Consider the following 18,769-nt stretch of genomic DNA (forward strand, 5'->3'; position numbering starts at 1 on the left):
GATAACAGGCTCGGGCTACCTGACGGTTGTTTCCGGCGACCCAGCGTTCAATAAGGATTTAGCGCTTGAAACCAGTCGCCGCCAACTGTCAGAAATGACAGGTTTAGTGACCGTTCATCGGATTTTCACTCCGGTTTTGTCTGCCGGCGCTGATTCGACTTCAAATCGATCGCTGACGACCCAGTCAGACCCGGTCGGATCGCTGTCATCTGGCTGCTGCCTGAAGCGACACCAGGTGCCACCCAGCGGTAGCGTTTGGTCAGACAGGCCTTGCCAGTCAGGGTCGACCTGAACCGACGCGATCCAGGTTTTGTCAGGGTTAAAGGCGTCAACCAGAATACCGACACCTTGACGGCCCTTGCCGGCAAACAACACCGGATTACGCACCCAGGACCCAGGTGCGGGTTTCTCAATGGTGGGCAGGAATGTAGCCAACCGAATTGAGAGGTTCGCCCTCTCGGATTCATACCCTTCGCAAGCCGCCACCGCGTCCAACTGATGAACGCCTTCGACCTGCCCGGGCTCCAGGGTCACCGACCACGTACGGTTGTCCCGCACCTCGGCGCTTGCCTGATCGCTACCCAGCGTCACGGTCACGGTGTCGCCGGGTGTCCCGAAACCCGACACGACGACCCGCTGTCCGACATGATCATCGCAGGTGGGGGTTTCAATAAACGGAGCCGCCGGCACGACCTTGTAACGCAAACGCTCATTGGGTTGAGAACGCTGCGCAATGCCATTGACGACGAAGGTCTGAAAGGCCCAGATGGTATGGTCGCCCACCGGTAAACTGACCTCGGCTTCCCATTTTTCATCCGAGTTCACATTGATGCCTGTCAGCAATGGCTCGGTACTGCCTTGCAGCCAGACTTCCACTTGGGCGGTGGGTCGACCGGTGCCAGCAATCTTCGCAGTACGCGGTTCCTTGCCGCCGGGAATCGGCGCGGTGAAGCGAGGCGGCGGCACCACCACATTGAGTTTGTGCTCGGCGCTGTTGGCCGATTCTCTCCCATTGAGAGTCTGCTGCGCGTGGAGGAAATATCCCCTCAGCTCCAGATCGCGCAGTTCGATCGACCATTTGCCCTCATCAAGTAATTCAAGCGGTGCGCCTAGCGTTCCTCCCATCTGGCTGTCATGTAATTGCATGACAGCGCCCTGCATACCGTTATCACCTTCAATGGTGACGTCGTACCCCACCTCTGAGCCGGATACCGGCGCGATAATGTGCGGTTGCAACATGACTCTGTGGACAGTGAAGGTTTTCGATATTGGCTCCGAAACGAGCTCGACAAACGTCTGGGTGGCGCTGGCGATGTGTTCAACGTTCGCCTTGAACGGGGTCGGTCGCTGAAACGTCCAGATTTCCCTCTCCACAATCGCCCCGTACACCTCGTCATCGTCGCTGAACGTGATGCTCACCGTGGCGCCGTTCAAGCAAGTACCACTGAAGATTGGCTCCAGCCCCTCCTCGGAGGGATCATCCAGGCCTGGCGCCAGCGGTGGAATCGTGACGTGCAGTATGCAAGGACGTTGCGAGGGAAAGTCTCCCAGATGCTGTGTAATGTGAACTTCCCGCTTGTTGGTTGGCCCCCACTTCACCAATGCCGGGGTCGACCATTGGCCGTTCACGACCACTACACTCCGTGCAGCCTCGGTTGTATCGGGAAACCTGAGCGAGACGGTAGCACCTGTGTAACCCTTGCCGCTGAAGACGGGTAGATACTCCTCGGTGTAGCTCGCCTCGGTGATATCCGGCATGTCGTTGTGGACTTTGAAATCAAAAGGCAGCGATTCGATCCAGCCATTGGCGTTGTCGGCGATCTTTTGAATCACCGTCACATCGTAGCTGCCCAGAGGCCAGACAACGGGGGCCGCTTCCCACTGGCCTTGGGCATTGACGGGGATGTTGGGAGGCAAAGGCAGCGAGCTGTCGCTGGCAGAGAACTGGATTTCGGTCGAGAGGTTTTGATCGAAATGGCCGGAGCCGGAGAACTTCAAGCTTGGATCCGGGAGAAAGGTGACCTCAGGTTCTTCCAGTTCGGGAGGGCGGATCCGGAAAGAGCGGGGAGCGCTTCGCTTCGACGGCTCATTGTTCAATACCTGCAGCGCAACAAGTGAAACCGGTCCTGGCTTGACCGTCACAGGCAAGCTCCAGTCATTCGCAGTGACGGCAATCTCACCCAGGTTTTCTGATGTCAAATCTATATAGATATATAGAGTTGCGCCCACGACGCCATCGATACCTGACAGTAAGAAATGGCGTTCCTGCAAATCAATGACCGGGAAGGTGATGGTCGGAATGCGAATGCCCGGAGAATAGGTTTCAGGTTGAGATTCGTCTGAAGCAAATTGTTTGTCACCGATAGAAAAACTGCTTTTTGCTACGTATACGTATTCCTTTTCTTCAGGTTCAAATCCTTCGAGCCACTTGGGGATCCACTTTCCATCGCTGCCAACAACAGCAGTCCCAATCACGCTTTTTCCATCTGAACTGTCGCCGTGTACCACTATGCTGGTACCGAATATCCCCGTCCCGTTCAGATCGACACCGGTGCCTTCCTGAGGCGCAATCCTTGGCGGAGGCTGAGTGGCAGTGAAGTAATTCGTCACCTCAAAAATTACGCTGCGTGCCGTAACCCGGTTTTTGCCCGTAGGCATAAAGTGCGGCAGGGTAAAACTCCAGACACCCTGCTTGGCAGACACCTCGAATTTCAGATCAACAAGAGGCCCAATGATTTGAATGTAAACCGTCTCATTGTGGATCAGGCCTCTACCTGAAATGGTATTGCTCCTGAAATCAATCTCCGATCCGTCTGCAGGCTCGTCGATGATCAAGGTGAGCACATCAGGATTCTGGTGGGTATCGTCGTTCATGCATCACCTTCGGATACAGTGACAGGAGAAGACAGAAAGCCACAGGAGTCAGCTTATTCCTACCTGTAAAATCTGACAGTCCCGACGAACGGTGTCTGCTCGCATAGCGAGCCAATAATGTCGTGCAACCTTCAACTCGCGACTACAACACCCTGGTTCCTCACCTGCAAATCTCTGAAAAAATGCGCTGGTCTGTGCACTTGCGGATCTAACTGAAAGACCGCGGCCTCTGCCTGACGATCAATCAGTTGAGCGAGAGGGGAATGTGGTTTCGGAGAAGGCTGGGTAACGAATGGGCCAATGACACAATCTGACGGTCGGTATTCGTGCACTCGTGAGGACGCTTTCGCGGACAAGCCCGCTCCCACAGGATGCTTGTGCACCCCGGATCCAGTGTGGGAGTGTGGGAGCGAGCCTGCTCGAGAAGCTTTTGGAGGTTTGAATTCAGGCCGAAGCCGGCATCGGCTGAAAACTGAAGTACTGCTGCAATGCCTGCACCAGTTGCCCGAATTCAGGCGGCGGGCGCTGCACGATGAAGCCGGCGTCGTAATGCAGCGGCGTGACGTCTTCGTGGCACCACACGCAACACGCAGTGAAATCGATGACTTGTTGGCAGCCATCGCTGGCGGGGATTTTCAGGCGTAACTGGAAGTCCACCCCGATCATCATCGGCAACTGGCTGATCAGCATCAGCCCGTCTGCGGAGACGTTGCCGAGAAAGCCAATGGGCTTGTCAGTGACACTGTTGAACACTCTGAGGAAGTACGGCAATTGGTGCCGTTCGATCCGGCGGTCGGTAAACATGCGCAGTTCGCCATGCAAGGCTCCATCACAGAGCCGCACCTTTGCTTCGGAACGTGCCGGTATCGCCGGCCCGCTCTCCCCGCTTCCGGTGTGACGGTCGCTACGTCGCCGTCACCTGACCACTTGCCAGTCGCAGGTGTTGCTCCGGGTTTACAGATTCGGCTCTAAACCCGGGTTACTCGACTATAGCTCAGCCTGTACACACGGCCAGATTTTGTATGACAACTGTCATCAGAAACGGGTCGGGCGCACCACGGCAGCGGCGCTGCGCGTCGGGTAATGGCCCAGGCTCTGCAAGGTTTCCAGACGCGCGCGAGCGCGGTAGGCGTATTCGCTGTTCGGGTAGGAAGCGATGATGAACTGGTAAGTCTGCGCCGCATCGACGAACATTTTCTGCCGTTCCAGGCACTGGCCGCGCATCATCGACACTTCCGGCCATACGTACGGGCGGGCGCGGCTGGCGCGTTCGACCTTGGACAGCTCCAGCATGACCTGCTCGCAATTGCCACGGTCATAGGCGCTGTAGGCGTTGTTCAAATGGTGGTTCATCGACCAACGGGTGCAGCCCGTCACGGCGAGGACGCTGAGGGCAAGGGCGGCAATGGGTAAGAATCGCATGAGGGTTCTCCTGTCTTGTGCTCTTTATCGACCCTTGCCGAAAAATCTTCAGAAGTGTTTGCGCCAATCGTCGTGTTCAATAAAGAAAGTATTAAGTAGTGCAAACGAACAATGACTACACCCCAAGAGCATAGTAGCCTTCGCTAGCGCTTGAACTCAGGAGTCTTTGCATGTCCGTCCGTCGTACCAAAATCGTCGCTACCCTTGGCCCGGCCAGTAACTCGCCGGAAGTTCTCGAACAGCTGATTCTGGCTGGTCTGGACGTTGCCCGTCTGAACTTCTCCCACGGCACCCCCGACGAGCACAAGGCTCGCGCGAAGCTGGTGCGTGACCTCGCTGCCAAGCACGGTCGCTTCGTCGCCCTGCTGGGTGACCTGCAAGGCCCGAAAATCCGTATCGCCAAATTCGCCAACAAGAAGATCGAGCTGAAGATCGGTGACCAGTTCACCTTCTCCACCAGCCATCCGTTGACCGAAGGCAACCAGCAAGTGGTCGGCATCGACTACCCGGATCTGGTCAAGGACTGCGGCGTGGGTGACGAGCTGCTGCTCGACGACGGCCGTGTGGTGATGCGCGTTGATACCGCCACCGCAACAGAATTGCATTGCACCGTGACCATCGGCGGCCCGCTGTCCGACCACAAAGGCATCAACCGTCGCGGTGGCGGCCTGACCGCACCGGCCCTGACTGAAAAAGACAAGGCCGACATCAAGCTCGCTGCGGAAATGGAAGTCGACTACCTCGCGGTGTCCTTCCCGCGTGACGCTGCCGACATGGAATACGCCCGTCAACTGCGCGACGAAGCCGGCGGTACTGCCTGGCTGGTGGCGAAGATCGAACGTGCTGAAGCCGTAGCGGATGACGAAACCCTCGACGGCCTGATCAAGGCTTCCGACGCGGTGATGGTTGCCCGTGGTGACCTCGGTGTGGAAATCGGCGACGCCGAGCTGGTAGGCATTCAGAAGAAAATCATTCTGCACGCACGCCGCCACAACAAGGCGGTGATCGTCGCGACCCAGATGATGGAGTCGATGATCCAGAACCCGATGCCAACCCGCGCCGAAGTGTCCGACGTGGCCAACGCCGTGCTCGACTACACCGACGCCGTGATGCTGTCTGCTGAATCCGCAGCGGGTCTGTACCCGCTGGAAGCTGTTCAGGCCATGGCGCGCATCTGCGTCGGCGCTGAAAAACACCCCACCGGTAAAACCTCCAGCCACCGTATCGGCAAGGAATTCACCCGCTGCGACGAAAGCATCGCACTGGCGACCATGTACACCGCCAACCACTTCCCGGGCGTCAAAGCGATCATCGCCCTGACCGAAAGTGGCTACACCCCGCTGATCATGTCGCGTATCCGTTCTTCGGTGCCGATCTATGCATTCTCGCCGCACCGTGAAACCCAGGCGCGTGCCGCCATGTTCCGTGGCGTGTACACCGTACCGTTCGACCCGGCTTCGCTGGAACCGCACGAAGTCAGCCAGAAGGCGATCGACGAGCTGGTCAAGCGCGGCGTTGTGGAAAAAGGCGACTGGGTCATCCTGACCAAGGGCGACAGCTACCACACCACCGGCGGCACCAACGGCATGAAGATCCTGCACGTGGGCGACCCGCAGGTCTGAGTGACGCGCTGAAAAACAAGAGCCCCGCCATGTGAATGGCGGGGCTTTTTTTGTCTGCGTTGAATCGAAAGCCCCTCACCCTGGCCCTCTCCCAGAGGGAGAAGGAGCCGATTGAGGGATATTGCAGAATTGCACCGACCTGATAGCTCTGCGCTGAATCCGACCGATTCTTTCAAGTCGATGTATAACGCATTACACCTCGGTCGGCTCCCTCTCCCTCTGGGAGAGGGCTGGGCGGGCGGCGTTCCGATGAGGGTTGGCTTTTCAATGCCGTTTGATAAACCCGGTCAACGCCGCCAAGGCTTCCGGCGAACGCAACCGCTGGGTGAACAACGCGCCCTCCTCCTCGATCACCTTACGGATCAACTCGCGATCCGGCGCTCGCATCAATTGCTTGCTGATGCGCACCGCTTCGGCCGGCAGCTCGTCGAAACGCAGCGCCATTTCCCGCGCCTTGCTGAGCGCCGCCGCGCCGCTACCCAATGCTTCGCTCGCAATCCCCCACTGCGCAGCCTGCTCACCGCTAAATCCCTCGCCCAACAGCAGCAGCTCCGCCGCTTTGGCCTGCCCAAGCAGACGTGGAAGGATCAGGCTGGAACCAAACTCCGGACATAACCCGAGATTGACGAAAGGCATGCGCAACCGCGCATCGCGGGCCACGTAGACCAGATCGCAGTGCAGCAACAACGTCGTACCGATGCCCACCGCTGCGCCCGCCACAGCGGCAATCACCGGTTTGCGGCATTCGAGCAGATTGAGCATGAAATGAAACACCGGGCTGTCGAGGTCGCTCGGCGGTTGCAGGATGAAGTCGGCGATGTCGTTGCCGGCGGTGAAGCACTCGGCGCTGCCGGTGATCAGCACGGCGTTGATTTCAGAGTCGTTGTCAGCCTGTTTCAACGCCTCGGCGAGGCGGCTGTACATCGCGCGGGTCAGGGCGTTTCTCTTGTCCGGGCGGTTGAGGCGCAGGGTCAGTAAACCGCGTTCGCGTTCCAGCAGGATGGCATCGGTCATGGCGTGTCTCGCGTCTGAAAATTCAGCGCTCAACCACGGCTCAAAAATACGTCGGCCAGCAGTTGGTTGCGCGGCAGTCCGGCCAGGTACAGACGCCGGGCGAAGGCGTCGACACTGGCCGTCGAGCCGCAGACTAAGGCCAGGGTTTGCCGGGAAACAAGGCGCAGTTGCGCCAAAGCGGCGGCTGACTCGGCCGCCGTCCACAACTCGACGCTGAGGTTTTCCCGCTGCGCAGCCAGTGCCGCCAGGGGTTTGGCCAGATAGTGTTGATCAGCATCATGGGCCAGGTGAATGACGCGGATTGCGCCTTGGTGATCCTGGCGCAGGGCTTCACGCAACACGCCGAACAACGGGCCTAAACCCGTGCCGGCGGCCAGCAGCCATAGCGGACGGCTGTGCCAGTCGGGGTCGTAATGCAAGGCGCCGCCACGCAGTTCGCCGAGGCGGATCGAATCGCCGATCTGCAAGCGCCGCGCGGCATCACTGAACTCACCGGGCTGTCGGCAATCGAGGTGGAATTCGAGAAAACGGTCTTCTTCCGGCAGGCTTGCCAGCGAATAGGGCCGGGCGATGTGATTGATCCACAGCACCAGATGTTGCCCGGCGCTGTAGCGCAAGGGCCGCTGCGGGGTCAGACGCAAACGCAGAACGCTGTCGCTGAGCCAGTCCAGCGCTTCGACCACCGCCGGACGACCGTCGGTAAGCGGATCGAAGGTGTGCACCTGCAAGTCTTCGACAACCTGACACTGGCACGCCAGACGCCAGCCTTCGTGACGCTGTTCGGCGCTCAAGGCGTCCGGCCGATTGTCGGCGGGCAGGCCTTGCACGCATTGCACCAGACAGGCATGACAGCTACCGGCGCGGCAGCTGTAGGGCACAGCGACGCCGTTCTGATTGAGGGCATCGAGCAGATTGCTGCCCGCCGCCACTGACCATTGTCGTTCACCCACGCGAAGTTCAGGCATCGACGCTCTCCCACGCGGCCGCACAACGATTGCGCCCGTCTCGCTTGGCCCGATACAACGCCTGGTCGGCGCGCTGCAGGGCGTCGTCCAGATCATCGCCCAACGCCAATAAGGTCATGCCGGCCGACAGGCTGAGGTTGCGCACATTCAGGCCCACCAGTTCAACATCAGTGAAGGCAATACGCAGACGCTCGCAGCAAGCGGTCAGCCGTTCGGCGTCGCAATCGGGCAACAGCACGACGAATTCCTCACCACCATAACGCGCCAGCACATCGCCGTCGCGCAGACAGGCTTGAGCAACGCCGGCGAAAGCCTGCAACACCTGATCGCCGGCGGCATGGCCGTGCAGGTCGTTGATGCGTTTGAAATGGTCGAGGTCGATCAATGCCAGACCGTGCACGACGCCATCGTCCATTGCATTCAGCTCTCGTGAGGCCAGACGCAAAAAGTGCCGACGATTGAACAGCCCGGTCAATTCATCGGTAGCGACCAGATCCTCCAGCTGACGCATCATTCCGCGCAGAGTGTCCTGATGCGCCTGCAAGGCAAACCGGCGCTGGCGCTGGCGTTGGCGCGAAACCTGGACGAAGCGCGCGTACAGCACCAGCCACGCCAGCACCATTGCCAGAATGCACACCTGCAGGGCGGCAAGCGCCGGTTCGCGCAAGCGGAAGTGGTAGCCGTCCCACAGCGTAATTGCACAGAAACTGAAGAACACCAGCAGTGCGCAGCGGATGAACGCCCGTCGACTGAGATGGAACAGGCCGAACAGCAGGATCAGCACGTAGAACACCAGAAAGGCGCCACGGGCTTCATCCAGATGGGCGATCAGCCAGGTCTGCCAGCCGAGACCGACCAACACCTGCGCTTCGGTCAGGCTGGGATCGGCAAAGCGCATGTTGCGCCCGCTCCAGAACAGCGCGAACAGCACCGACTGGCTGAGCACCACCAGCGCACTGCCGATGGCCACGGAGCTCAGGGACTGGGCGTAATGACCGGTGAAAAACGCCAGCCACAGCAGCAGCAAAGCCAATCCATAGGTGGCCGCAGCGAGGGCAAAGCGTTTGAGCAAAAGACGTTGAATGGCGTTATGGGTCAATCGTTGACTCACCGTGCGATAAGAGGCTGACCGAGTGTCCTACTCTACAGACCGGCTGCCACTTTAGAGGCCCAGTCGATAAATGACCACCGATTTTCGGGCTCGAAATTTGACGTCAAAAGTGTGGCCTGCGCATACCGCCAAAAGCCCCTCACCCTAGCCCTCTCCCAGAGTGAGAGGGGACTGACCGAGTTGTTTGTTCGAGATACGCCGACCTGAAATAACGAGCCGGACTCAGGTTTGAACAACATGAAGATCAGCTCCCTTTCCTGAGCCGGACTCAGGTTTGAACAACATGAAGATCGGCTCCCTTTCCTGAGCCGGACTCAGGTTTGAACAACATGAAGATCGGCTCCCTTTCCTGAGCCGGACTCAGGTTTGAACAACATGAAGATCGGCTCCCTTTCCTGAGCCGGACTCAGGTTTGAACAACATGAAGATCGGCTCCCTTTCCCCCTCGCCCCCTTTGGGGGAGAGGGCTGGGGTGAGGGGGTAGCTCTTGAAGTGCACACCCTCTGTCCGATATTCGCCCAGCCATGCGACCAACGAATGACTGCCGGCGCGTGTATGCCCCATCGAGGCGCGGTATACTGCCGCGCCTTTTTAGCGTCGCGCCAGCAGCCCCGGCGTGCCCGGCCCAAAGGGCCAGCTTCAAGTTGCAAGCTCCAAGCCGCAAGCTCGAACAGTCCGCGTACTGCTCCAACTTGTCGCTCGAAGCTAGAAGCTCAAAGCTGCCCTATTAAAATGTTCCCGTCTTTTAGAGGAGCGCGACTCATGACCGTGATCAAGCAAGACGACCTGATTCAGAGCGTTGCCGACGCCCTGCAGTTCATTTCCTATTACCACCCCGTGGATTTCATCCAGGCGATGCACGAAGCCTACCTGCGCGAAGAATCGCCAGCGGCCCGTGACTCGATGGCGCAGATCCTGATCAACTCGCGCATGTGCGCCACCGGCCACCGCCCGATCTGCCAGGACACCGGTATCGTTACCGTGTTCGTGCGCGTCGGCATGGACGTGCGTTGGGATGGCGCCACCATGGGCCTGGACGACATGATCAACGAAGGCGTGCGTCGCGCCTACAACCTGCCGGAAAACGTCCTGCGTGCCTCGATCCTCGCCGACCCGGCGGGTGCTCGGAAAAACACCAAGGACAACACCCCGGCCGTGATTCACTACTCCATCGTCCCGGGCAACACCGTGGAAGTGGACGTGGCGGCCAAGGGCGGCGGTTCCGAGAACAAGTCGAAAATGGCTATGCTCAACCCGTCCGACTCGATCGTTGACTGGGTACTGAAGACCGTTCCGACCATGGGCGCCGGCTGGTGCCCACCGGGCATGCTCGGCATCGGCATCGGCGGCACCGCCGAGAAAGCTGCGGTCATGGCCAAGGAAGTGTTGATGGAATCCATCGACATCCACGAGCTGAAAGCCCGTGGCCCACAGAACCGCATCGAAGAAATGCGCCTGGAGCTGTTCGAGAAGGTCAACCAGTTGGGCATCGGCGCCCAGGGCCTCGGTGGCCTGACCACCGTGCTCGACGTAAAAATCATGGACTACCCGACCCACGCAGCCTCGCTGCCGGTGTGCATGATCCCCAACTGCGCCGCCACCCGTCACGCACACTTCGTGCTCGACGGTTCCGGCCCGGCCTCGCTGGAAGCGCCACCGTTGGAGGCCTACCCGGAAATCGTCTGGGAAGCCGGCCCGTCGGCCCGCCGCGTCAACCTCGACACCCTGACCCCGGAAGACGTGCAGAGCTGGAAGCCGGGCGAAACCGTTCTGCTTAACGGCAAGATGCTCACCGGTCGCGACGCTGCGCACAAGCGCATGGTCGAGATGCTGAACAAAGGTGAAACCCTGCCGGTCGACCTCAAAGGCCGCTTTATCTACTACGTCGGCCCGGTTGATCCAGTCGGTGACGAAGTGGTTGGCCCGGCAGGCCCGACCACCGCAACGCGGATGGACAAGTTCACCCGGCAGATCCTTGAGCAAACCGGCCTGCTGGGCATGATCGGCAAATCCGAGCGCGGCCCGACCGCGATCGAAGCGATCAAGGACAACAAAGCCGTGTACCTGATGGCCGTTGGCGGCGCTGCTTACCTGGTGGCTCAGGCGATCAAGAAGTCGAAAGTGCTGGCGTTTGCCGAACTGGGCATGGAAGCGATCTACGAGTTCGAAGTCAAAGACATGCCGGTCACCGTAGCGGTGGACAGCAAAGGTGAGTCGGTGCACATCACTGGTCCTGCGATCTGGCAACAGAAGATCAGCGAAAGCCTGGCGGTCGAAGTGCAGTAAGCCCTTCGCACCCTGAAAACGGCCGGCTCATCCGCAACGATGACCCGGCCGTTTTTTATTTGGGCAAACCCTTCGCGATAAAAAATCTGCGAAAGCATACAAAATGATCTTGCGCACCTGTCAGATCTGACAGGTTCATTTATGCGCTGTTCTTGTTAGCGTCAGTCCATTCACGCCCCTCTCGCGCGCAATGGATTCGACCATGGCTGATCAACAAGAACTGAGCATCACCACCCCCTCCATTGCCAAAAGCGCATCGATTGCCACCATCGGCAAAAGCTGGGGCGCGGTGGGGCCGACCGGGGCGGCGTCGTTCGAATTGCCGATTCCGACGTCTGCCGGGCGGGGCTGGGATCCGCAGTTTTCGCTGAGTTACAGCAGCCAAAGCGGCAATGGTCCGTTTGGGCTTTCGTGGCACTTGGGCGGAGCGGGTCAGATCAGCCGCCGCACCCACAAAGGCGTGCCGCGCTACAGCGATCACGACGAGATCATCGGTGTCGATGGCGAAGTGTGGATGCCGGAACTGGATGAACAAGGTGAACTCCAGTTCCGTGAGGAAAGCGTTTACAACGGCGTCGACATTGGCCCACACAGAGTCGTGCGCTACTGGCCTCGAGTGGAAAGCGATTTTGCCCTGCGCGAGCGCTGGCAGCGGCAAACCAGAGAAACCGACCCACCGGTATTCTGGTTGATACACGGCGCCGACGGCTCGTTGCATCTTTACGGCAAAACCGAAGCCACACGAATCGCCGACCCGGACGCTCCCGGACGCATCGCCACATGGCTGCTGTGCGAAAGCATGAACGCGCGCGGCGAACACATTTGCTTCGAATACAAGGCCGATGATCAGGATCCCGACCCGCTGCATGACTACCGCGCCCAGCGCTATCTGCGCCGCGTGTGCTACGGCAACTTCAAAGCCAGCAGCAACCTGTACAGCTGGACGATCGACAATCCCGCCGAACTGGGCTGGCACTTTCATCTGCTGTTCGATTACGGCGAGCGCAGCACTTCACTGACTGACATACCGGCGTATGACGGCGACACCCTGAAACCCTGGACAGTCCGCCCGGATCGTTTTGCAACCCATGGTCAGGGGTTTGAGCTGGGCACTCGCAGACTCTGCCAACAGGCATTGCTGTTTCATCATTTTCCCGGGCAAACGACTGATCAACCGAAACTGGTGCGCCGCCTTCTGTTGGAATATCACCAACCGCAAAACATCACGCAGTGGGCCTACAGCCAGATCAGCGCGGCGCACTATCAGGCATTCGATGCCAGCGGCGTTGTCGAAAACACGCCGCCGGTCGAGTTCGACTACGCCCCTTTCGACATCCATAAAACCCCGGCGCGCGTCTTCGAACTCGATGTTCAACCGGGTATCGAGGACGGTGGTTTTTACCAGTGCGTCGATCTTTATGGCGAAGGTGTACCGGGTTTCCTCTGCCGTTATGACCAGAGCTGGTACTACCGCGAACCACAGCGCGCGACCCAGGGCACCGATGAAATCGGCTATGGGCCATGGACCGCACTGAACAAGATCCCGGTTGCTGATCGCAACCGTCCGGTACAGCAACTGCTGACCGACCTGACGGGAGACGGCAGGCTCGACTGGGTCATCGCGCAGCCGGGCAGCAGTGGGTTTCGCACGCTGACCGAGCAACGCGCGTTTGCCGACTTCGTCCCCTTCGGCAAATTCCCTCCGGAGTTTTTCAACACCCTCGCGACACTCGGCGACTTGAGCGGAGACGGCTTGAGCAGCCTGGCATTGATCGGACCGAACTCGGTGCGGCTATATGCCAACCAGCGCGAACAAGGCTTCGCCGCGCCGGAAGAGGTGCAGCACGAACCCGACGACGACCGCTTGCCAGTGTTCAGCAACGCCCCCACAGAACTGGTGCTGTTGGGCAACCTGCTGGGCAGCGATATGCCCGAGTTGTGCCGGATACGCCATGACGAAATCCGCTGCTGGCCGAACCTGGGCCACGGCCGGTTTGGCAAGGGTCGCAAGATCAGCGAGTTGCCCTTCAACTACGAGCAATTCGATTCGTCCCGGGTGCGCCTTGCCGACCTCGACGGCTCCGGTGCCGCGTCGCTGATTTATCTGAACTCGGATACCTTCGAGATCTACCTGAATCGTGGCGGCAACGGCCTGGAGCAAACACCGATCAGCGTGCCGTGGCCCGACGGTGTGCGCTACGACCGTCTCAGTCAAGTGAGCTTCGCTGACCTGCAAGGCCTGGGCTGCGCCAGCCTGATCCTCAGCGTACCGCACATGCAGGCGCAACATTGGCGCTACGACTTCGTTTCGGCCAAGCCGTATCTGCTGACCAGCAGTAACAACAACATGGGTTGCAGTACCAGCGTCGCCTATCGCAGTTCGGCGCAGGAATGGCTGGATGAAAAACACCGTTTGCTCACCCTCAAGCGTTTGCCGGTTTGCCACCCGCCGTTCCCGGTGGCGGTGGTCAAGAAACAGCAACAACTGGATGAAATCACTGGCAATTGCCTGACGCAGACCTTCACTTGGCGCGAAGGCGTCTACGACAGCCGCGAGCGTGAGTTCCGCGGTTTCGGTCTGTTGCAACAAACCGACAGTGAGAGCGCCAGAGCAGATGAGAGCGAAGGTTTCAGCGAACCGGTGCGGGTCTGCACCTGGTTTCATACCGGGCAATCGATGGACCGGCCGCGCGACGACTACTTCAATCAGGATGCACAAGCGGTAGCCCTGGGTAACACCCTGTTCAGTCGCCATCACCCGGAAGACGATGCCGATGAACTGATTCCGGTGCAGGATGAAGACAGCCGATACCAGATCTCCCGAGCGTTGGTCGGCTCGGTGGTCCGCAGCGAAACCTACGCTGATGCAGACATGGACGCCCCCGGGATTGCCACGCCTTATGCCGTAGAAGAAGTGCGATATCAGGTGCGCGAGGTTCGCGAGCAAGGTCCTTATGCCGCCGCCGTCTTGCTGCCACTGGTGGTGGAAAAGGTCAGTTATCAGTACGACCGCTTGGTTGATGATCCACTGTGTCGCAAAGACGTGAACCTGCGCTACAACAGCCATGGCCAGCCGACGCACGCCATCACGGTGAGTTACGCCCGGCGACTGACCGAAAAAGATGCGCCACCGTTCGACGACCCGGATGTACAGCAGTGGTGGTTCGACGCCCATGACCCGGCGCAACAATCGTTCTACCTGAATGAAAGCCGTTCAGCGCTCATCGATCTGGACAAGGACCTGCAGCATTGGCGTCTCGGTTTGCCTTTTCAGCAGCGTGGCAATGCACTGGTCTTGCCCAAAGGCACCCTGCCCACCGGGCTTGAAGCCGCGCAAGTGTCCTATGAGTGCCTGAAGGCACATGAGGATTCGGCGCACTGGAACGCTGAACGGGTGCTGACCACCCAGTCTGTACAGCGCTACTTGAGTACCGATGGCCAACGGCTGGACGACGGCGTTGCCGGATTCGAGGCCTTGGTCGGTCCACTGGAAGTGGCACAACTGGACAAGACGGCGCTGGACGCTTACAGCGTTCTGTCAGATTTCAACGTGCGCTCTGAACTGGAGAAAATCGGTTACACACCCATGCCGTTTCTGTTCTGGGTAAATCCCTTGGGCAGTACGGAAAATGACCTGTGGTCGGCGAATTTCGGCTACGCCGAATACGCCGGCCTCGACGGTTTCTACAAGGTCCGGCGCTATTGCGAAACCCTCAGCCACGCCTACACCCGCGCCGAATACGACGCTCATGCGCTGGCCGTGACCTTCGTGGAACTGCCGGATGGCTGTACCACGCGCATTGAGTACGACTACCACGCGCTGCAACCGCTGAGCATCATCGATGCCAACGACAACACCCACGAAGCGATCTATGAACCTTCCGGCCAGCCCTTGGCCAGCAGCTTTTACGGCACCGAAAACAACCAGACTGCGGGTTTCAACCCGTTGAGCGACTATTTGCCTCCGCAGGATCGGCGCCCGGCTACGGCGATTGCCTTTCCGGACGCCGCCGTGCAAAAAGCCGCCAGTACCCTGCGCAAGGACCTGTTCAGCTGGATGGGGCAGATCGCCAACGGCGCCAGTGAATGGATTGCCCAAGGCTATCTCCTGCCCAGCGGTCACATCAGGGCCAGTGCGCGGCAAAAACTCGCCCGGCGCAGCGCTACTTTGACGCCTGAAGAGCGGGCATTGCACAAGGCGATCGGTGCGGTGCATCGAGAACCGGTTCACAGTGTGATCCTCACTGCCGACCGCTACCCCGATGATCCATTTAGGCAGATCCAGATCGTCAAAGCCTGCGTCGACGGCTTCGGCAGGGCTCTGCAAACCCAGCAAAAGGTTGATCCGGGCAAGGCATATGCCGTGGACGACGACGGTTCACTGATCGTCGAAGATGGCCAGTTCAAAGAGGTCGATGCCGACCCGCGCTGGCGCATCAGCGAGCGGGTCGAATACAACAACAAGGGTTTGCCGGTCCGTCAGTTCCGGCCGTTTTTCGCCGATACCCACAGCTACGTCAACGATCAGTCCCTGCGCGAAATGGGCTTCTTCAATCAGGTGTTCTATGACGCCCTTGGCCGACAGATCAAAGTGGTCAACGCCAAGGGCGACTGCTCTCGAGAAACCTACCACCCCTGGTACCACACCAGCGAAGACTTCAATGACACCGCCGAGCCGTCACCGCCAGCCAAGGCATCGCGGTCATGACTGCCAACCTGCATTGGCGTACACCCGCGCTGTCCGTGAGCGATGCGCGAGGCTTGCCGGTGCGACAGATTGCTTACCTTCGTGGCACAGCGGCTGACCCGCCTGCTGCGCTGGTCAGCCGTCAACAGCATGACCACCTCGGACGCCTGGTCGATCAATGGGATCCGCGCCTGTCAGCACCTTGTCTGAGTACGGTTTACAGCCTGGACGGCTCGGTATTGAAATCCGACAGCGTCGACGCTGGCTGGCGCCTGACCCTGCCGGGACTCGCCGGTGAGCCGTTGCAACGCTGGGACCAGTGCGGTAGCTGTTGGCGCACGACCTTCGATGAACAATTGCGAGTGATCGCGCTCGAGGAAAACAGCGAGGCCAATGTGGAGGTGTTCAGCTACGCCGACGCCTCGGACAACGCGCAGTACAACCGCCGCGGCCAGTTGCTGGAACAGAAAGATCGTTCCGGTTCGCTGAGTACGGATAGCTTCTCCCTCACCGGCCAGCCCCTGAACGAAACCCGCACCTTCCACGATGACCAAGCGTTCACCAGCCAACAGGTATTCAGTCCGCTCGGCGCGCTGCTGGAACAGACCGACGCCGGCGGCCATCAACGACGCTCGCGCTTCGGGCTGGCCGGGCAGCTCAAGCAAGTCGAACTGCTGATCAGCGGCACGCCGGACTGGCAACTGGTGTTACGGGACGCCCAGTACAACGCCAACGATCAGATCATCGAGCAACTGGCCGGTAATCGCGTCCTCAGTGAATGGGCGTATGACCCGGCGGACGGTCGTCTGCACATCCAGTCCAGCCGCAAGGACGGCGGCGCTGTCCTGCAAAACCTCGAATACTTTTATGACCCCGTCGGCAATATCACCCGCATCGAAGACCACGCTTTTCAGCCGCGATATTTCGCCAATCAACTGATCGATGGCCACCGCGATTTCACCTACGACTCGCTCTATCGATTGACCAGTGCCACCGGCTACGACGACGCGCCGCCCTCGGACATTCCCGGTTTGCCGCTACCGAGTGACCCGAACAATCGCCTCAACTACAGCCAGACTTATAAATACGACAGCGGCAGCAACCTGATCGAACTGTGTCATGTACGCGCAGGCAACAACTCAACCCGGCACATGCGCATCGACCCGCACAGCAATCGCGGGGTGCGCTGGACACCGGGCGAGCCGGAGCCGGTGTTCGACGAGCTGTTCGACCCGCACGGCAATCAACGGTCGGTGCAACCAGGCCAGCCGCTGCAATGGAACGTTCGCGATGAGCTGGAGAAAGTGACCCTGATTTCGCGCGAAAACGCCCGCAGTGATGCCGAGCATTACCACTACAGCCAGGGCGTGCGCGTGTTCAAACGCCACGAAACCTTCGCGGCCAACGCCGAACATTTTCATCAGGTGCGCTACTTGCCGGGGCTGGAAATCCGCACCCGCGACAACGGCGAAGAACTGCACGTCATCAGTCTCGGCAACGCCCGCTGCCTGCATTGGGCAAAGAACAAACCCGATGTAATCGACGTGGATCAACTGCGCTACAGCCTCGAAGATCACCTCGGTTCCTGTGTGATGGAACTGGACCAACAGGGCGATCTGACCAGTCAGGAGGGTTATTACCCATTCGGCGAAACGGCGTGGATGGCCGCACGCCACGAAGTCGAAGTGCGCTACAGGTTTATTCGTTATTCAGGCAAGGAGATGGATGTCAGTGGGCTGTACTACTACGGCGCGCGGTACTACGCGCCGTGGTTGCAGCGCTGGGTCAGTGCGGATGCAGAGCAGGCCGATGGGCTGAATCTTTATGCGTTTGTGGGCAACAACCCGATGCGCTACGTCGATCCTGACGGCAACACGCGTGCCGAAAGCGTGATTTTGCTGACGTCGGACTTTGTTTCAGTCGTCAACAATTACTCCACGGAGTTGGTGAATCAGTTGCATAACATTCTCCATCCGCTTGGACTCAACAGAAATATGGTGCTGAGCTTTGTCGTCGAAGGCGGCTATTGGTATGCCGCAACCACCCACGCTGGAAGTCTCGGCAGCGGATTTGTCGATGGCATTATTCCCCCTCCAACTGAGATCGCCGCCTATCCGACAGTAGGGGGCGTTGTCGGCGGTAACATCGCCGGCGATGTCGGCACAAAAATGATAGATCCGGTAGCGGAAAGTGGCGGAATCAATTTGGGCCCACTGATTCCTCAGACCTCGAAAATGTCTGTCAGCGCCATTGACAATAGTTTGGGCATCGACGGTCCCGTCAAGGAGATCAAATCGTGGAAAGACGTAAAAAGCGAATTGATCCACCCTGCCCTCAACTCCGTAATCAACCCTGAATTTCTGATCGGCCGAGTGCTTGGCGCAGCGATATCGATCGTCCCGCACTTTCTGAATCTGTTTAAAAAGGCAATGGATAACGAGGACATCAAGAATCGACTGGACCCAGCGAAAATCCAGAAAATCGAAAACATGCTTGATGAATGGAAAGCAGCCGTAGAACAACGCGCTGGCTGGGCAGAGAACGCATTTGACGCACTGGGCACTGACGTCATTTCGCCCGCCGAGATATTGCCCAACATTACCCATATGACTTCCGCGCAAAGGCTGAAACCAATCACGCGCTCGGCCATGCGTGAACAAACCAACGCCGTCCTGGGCAATATTTCACGGGCCCAGACCATGGTCGGCTGGTACAAGGAAATGGGCACCACGGACAATCAGTTTTTGCTAAAGCAGAAACATACCAACAAGAAAAAGGCTGCCTGAGA

The 18,769-nt window shown here is 59.1% G+C and carries 10 protein-coding genes; 4 read left to right on the forward strand and 6 right to left on the reverse strand.

What is annotated here, in order from left to right; all coding sequences use genetic code 11:
• Window positions 1-114 precede the first annotated feature (114 nt).
• The 3 genes from RMV17_RS23100 to RMV17_RS23110 form a co-directional block, all read right to left on the reverse strand.
• A complete protein-coding gene (locus RMV17_RS23100) occupies window positions 115-2,874 on the reverse strand; it encodes a hypothetical protein (protein WP_311882784.1) in 2,760 nt (919 codons plus the stop codon).
• Between the two features lie 444 nt (window positions 2,875-3,318).
• Window positions 3,319-3,678, reverse strand: coding sequence for a PilZ domain-containing protein (locus RMV17_RS23105; protein WP_311882786.1), 360 nt, complete (start codon window positions 3,676-3,678; stop codon window positions 3,319-3,321).
• Between the two features lie 231 nt (window positions 3,679-3,909).
• Window positions 3,910-4,296 carry a tetratricopeptide repeat protein gene (locus RMV17_RS23110; RefSeq protein WP_311882788.1) on the reverse strand — a complete coding sequence of 129 codons (387 nt, stop codon included), beginning with the start codon at window positions 4,294-4,296 and terminating at the stop codon, window positions 3,910-3,912.
• Between the two features lie 170 nt (window positions 4,297-4,466).
• Here RMV17_RS23110 and pyk point away from each other — a divergent pair, with 170 nt between their 5' ends.
• Window positions 4,467-5,918, forward strand: coding sequence for a pyruvate kinase (gene pyk / locus RMV17_RS23115; protein ID WP_077574310.1), 1,452 nt, complete (start codon window positions 4,467-4,469; stop codon window positions 5,916-5,918).
• Window positions 5,919-6,182: 264 nt separating this feature from the next.
• Here pyk and RMV17_RS23120 read toward each other — a convergent pair whose 3' ends face one another.
• Genes RMV17_RS23120 through RMV17_RS23130 form a run of 3 tightly spaced genes read right to left on the reverse strand, consistent with a single transcriptional unit; the run spans window position 6,183 to window position 8,996 of the window.
• Window positions 6,183-6,932 carry an enoyl-CoA hydratase-related protein gene (locus RMV17_RS23120; RefSeq protein ID WP_311882792.1) on the reverse strand — a complete coding sequence of 250 codons (750 nt, stop codon included), beginning with the start codon at window positions 6,930-6,932 and terminating at the stop codon, window positions 6,183-6,185.
• A gap of 29 nt (window positions 6,933-6,961) precedes the next feature.
• A complete protein-coding gene (locus RMV17_RS23125) occupies window positions 6,962-7,897 on the reverse strand; it encodes an iron-sulfur-binding ferredoxin reductase (protein WP_034153451.1) in 936 nt (311 codons plus the stop codon).
• The gene (locus RMV17_RS23130) at window positions 7,890-8,996 is read right to left on the reverse strand and encodes a GGDEF domain-containing protein (protein WP_311882794.1); all 1,107 of its coding nucleotides are present in this window, start codon (window positions 8,994-8,996) and stop codon (window positions 7,890-7,892) included. Before RMV17_RS23130 ends, RMV17_RS23125 begins: the two co-directional genes overlap by 8 nt.
• A gap of 774 nt (window positions 8,997-9,770) precedes the next feature.
• Here RMV17_RS23130 and RMV17_RS23135 point away from each other — a divergent pair.
• The 3 genes from RMV17_RS23135 (at window position 9,771) to RMV17_RS23145 (ending at window position 18,767) form a co-directional block, all read left to right on the forward strand.
• Window positions 9,771-11,294, forward strand: coding sequence for a fumarate hydratase (locus RMV17_RS23135; RefSeq protein ID WP_311882796.1), 1,524 nt, complete (start codon window positions 9,771-9,773; stop codon window positions 11,292-11,294).
• Between the two features lie 202 nt (window positions 11,295-11,496).
• Window positions 11,497-16,002, forward strand: coding sequence for a SpvB/TcaC N-terminal domain-containing protein (locus tag RMV17_RS23140; RefSeq protein ID WP_311882798.1), 4,506 nt, complete (start codon window positions 11,497-11,499; stop codon window positions 16,000-16,002).
• Window positions 15,999-18,767, forward strand: a complete 2,769-nt coding sequence (locus tag RMV17_RS23145; protein WP_311882800.1) for an RHS repeat-associated core domain-containing protein — start codon at window positions 15,999-16,001, stop codon at window positions 18,765-18,767. The genes RMV17_RS23140 and RMV17_RS23145 overlap by 4 nt, the downstream gene beginning before the upstream one ends.
• Window positions 18,768-18,769 lie beyond the last annotated feature (2 nt).

This window comes from Pseudomonas sp. VD-NE ins (genome assembly GCF_031882575.1).
Classification (GTDB): domain Bacteria; phylum Pseudomonadota; class Gammaproteobacteria; order Pseudomonadales; family Pseudomonadaceae; genus Aquipseudomonas; species Aquipseudomonas fluorescens_BZ.

Coding starts and splice junctions, on each gene's coding strand:
- RMV17_RS23105 (WP_311882786.1), bottom strand. CDS start 3,678: ATGTTTACCGACCGCCGGATCGAACGGCACCAATTGCCGTACTTCCTC.
- RMV17_RS23140 (WP_311882798.1), top strand. CDS start 11,497: ATGGCTGATCAACAAGAACTGAGCATCACCACCCCCTCCATTGCCAAA.
- RMV17_RS23110 (WP_311882788.1), bottom strand. CDS start 4,296: ATGCGATTCTTACCCATTGCCGCCCTTGCCCTCAGCGTCCTCGCCGTG.
- RMV17_RS23125 (WP_034153451.1), bottom strand. CDS start 7,897: ATGCCTGAACTTCGCGTGGGTGAACGACAATGGTCAGTGGCGGCGGGC.
- pyk (WP_077574310.1), top strand. CDS start 4,467: ATGTCCGTCCGTCGTACCAAAATCGTCGCTACCCTTGGCCCGGCCAGT.
- RMV17_RS23145 (WP_311882800.1), top strand. CDS start 15,999: ATGACTGCCAACCTGCATTGGCGTACACCCGCGCTGTCCGTGAGCGAT.
- RMV17_RS23135 (WP_311882796.1), top strand. CDS start 9,771: ATGACCGTGATCAAGCAAGACGACCTGATTCAGAGCGTTGCCGACGCC.
- RMV17_RS23120 (WP_311882792.1), bottom strand. CDS start 6,932: ATGACCGATGCCATCCTGCTGGAACGCGAACGCGGTTTACTGACCCTG.
- RMV17_RS23100 (WP_311882784.1), bottom strand. CDS start 2,874: ATGAACGACGATACCCACCAGAATCCTGATGTGCTCACCTTGATCATC.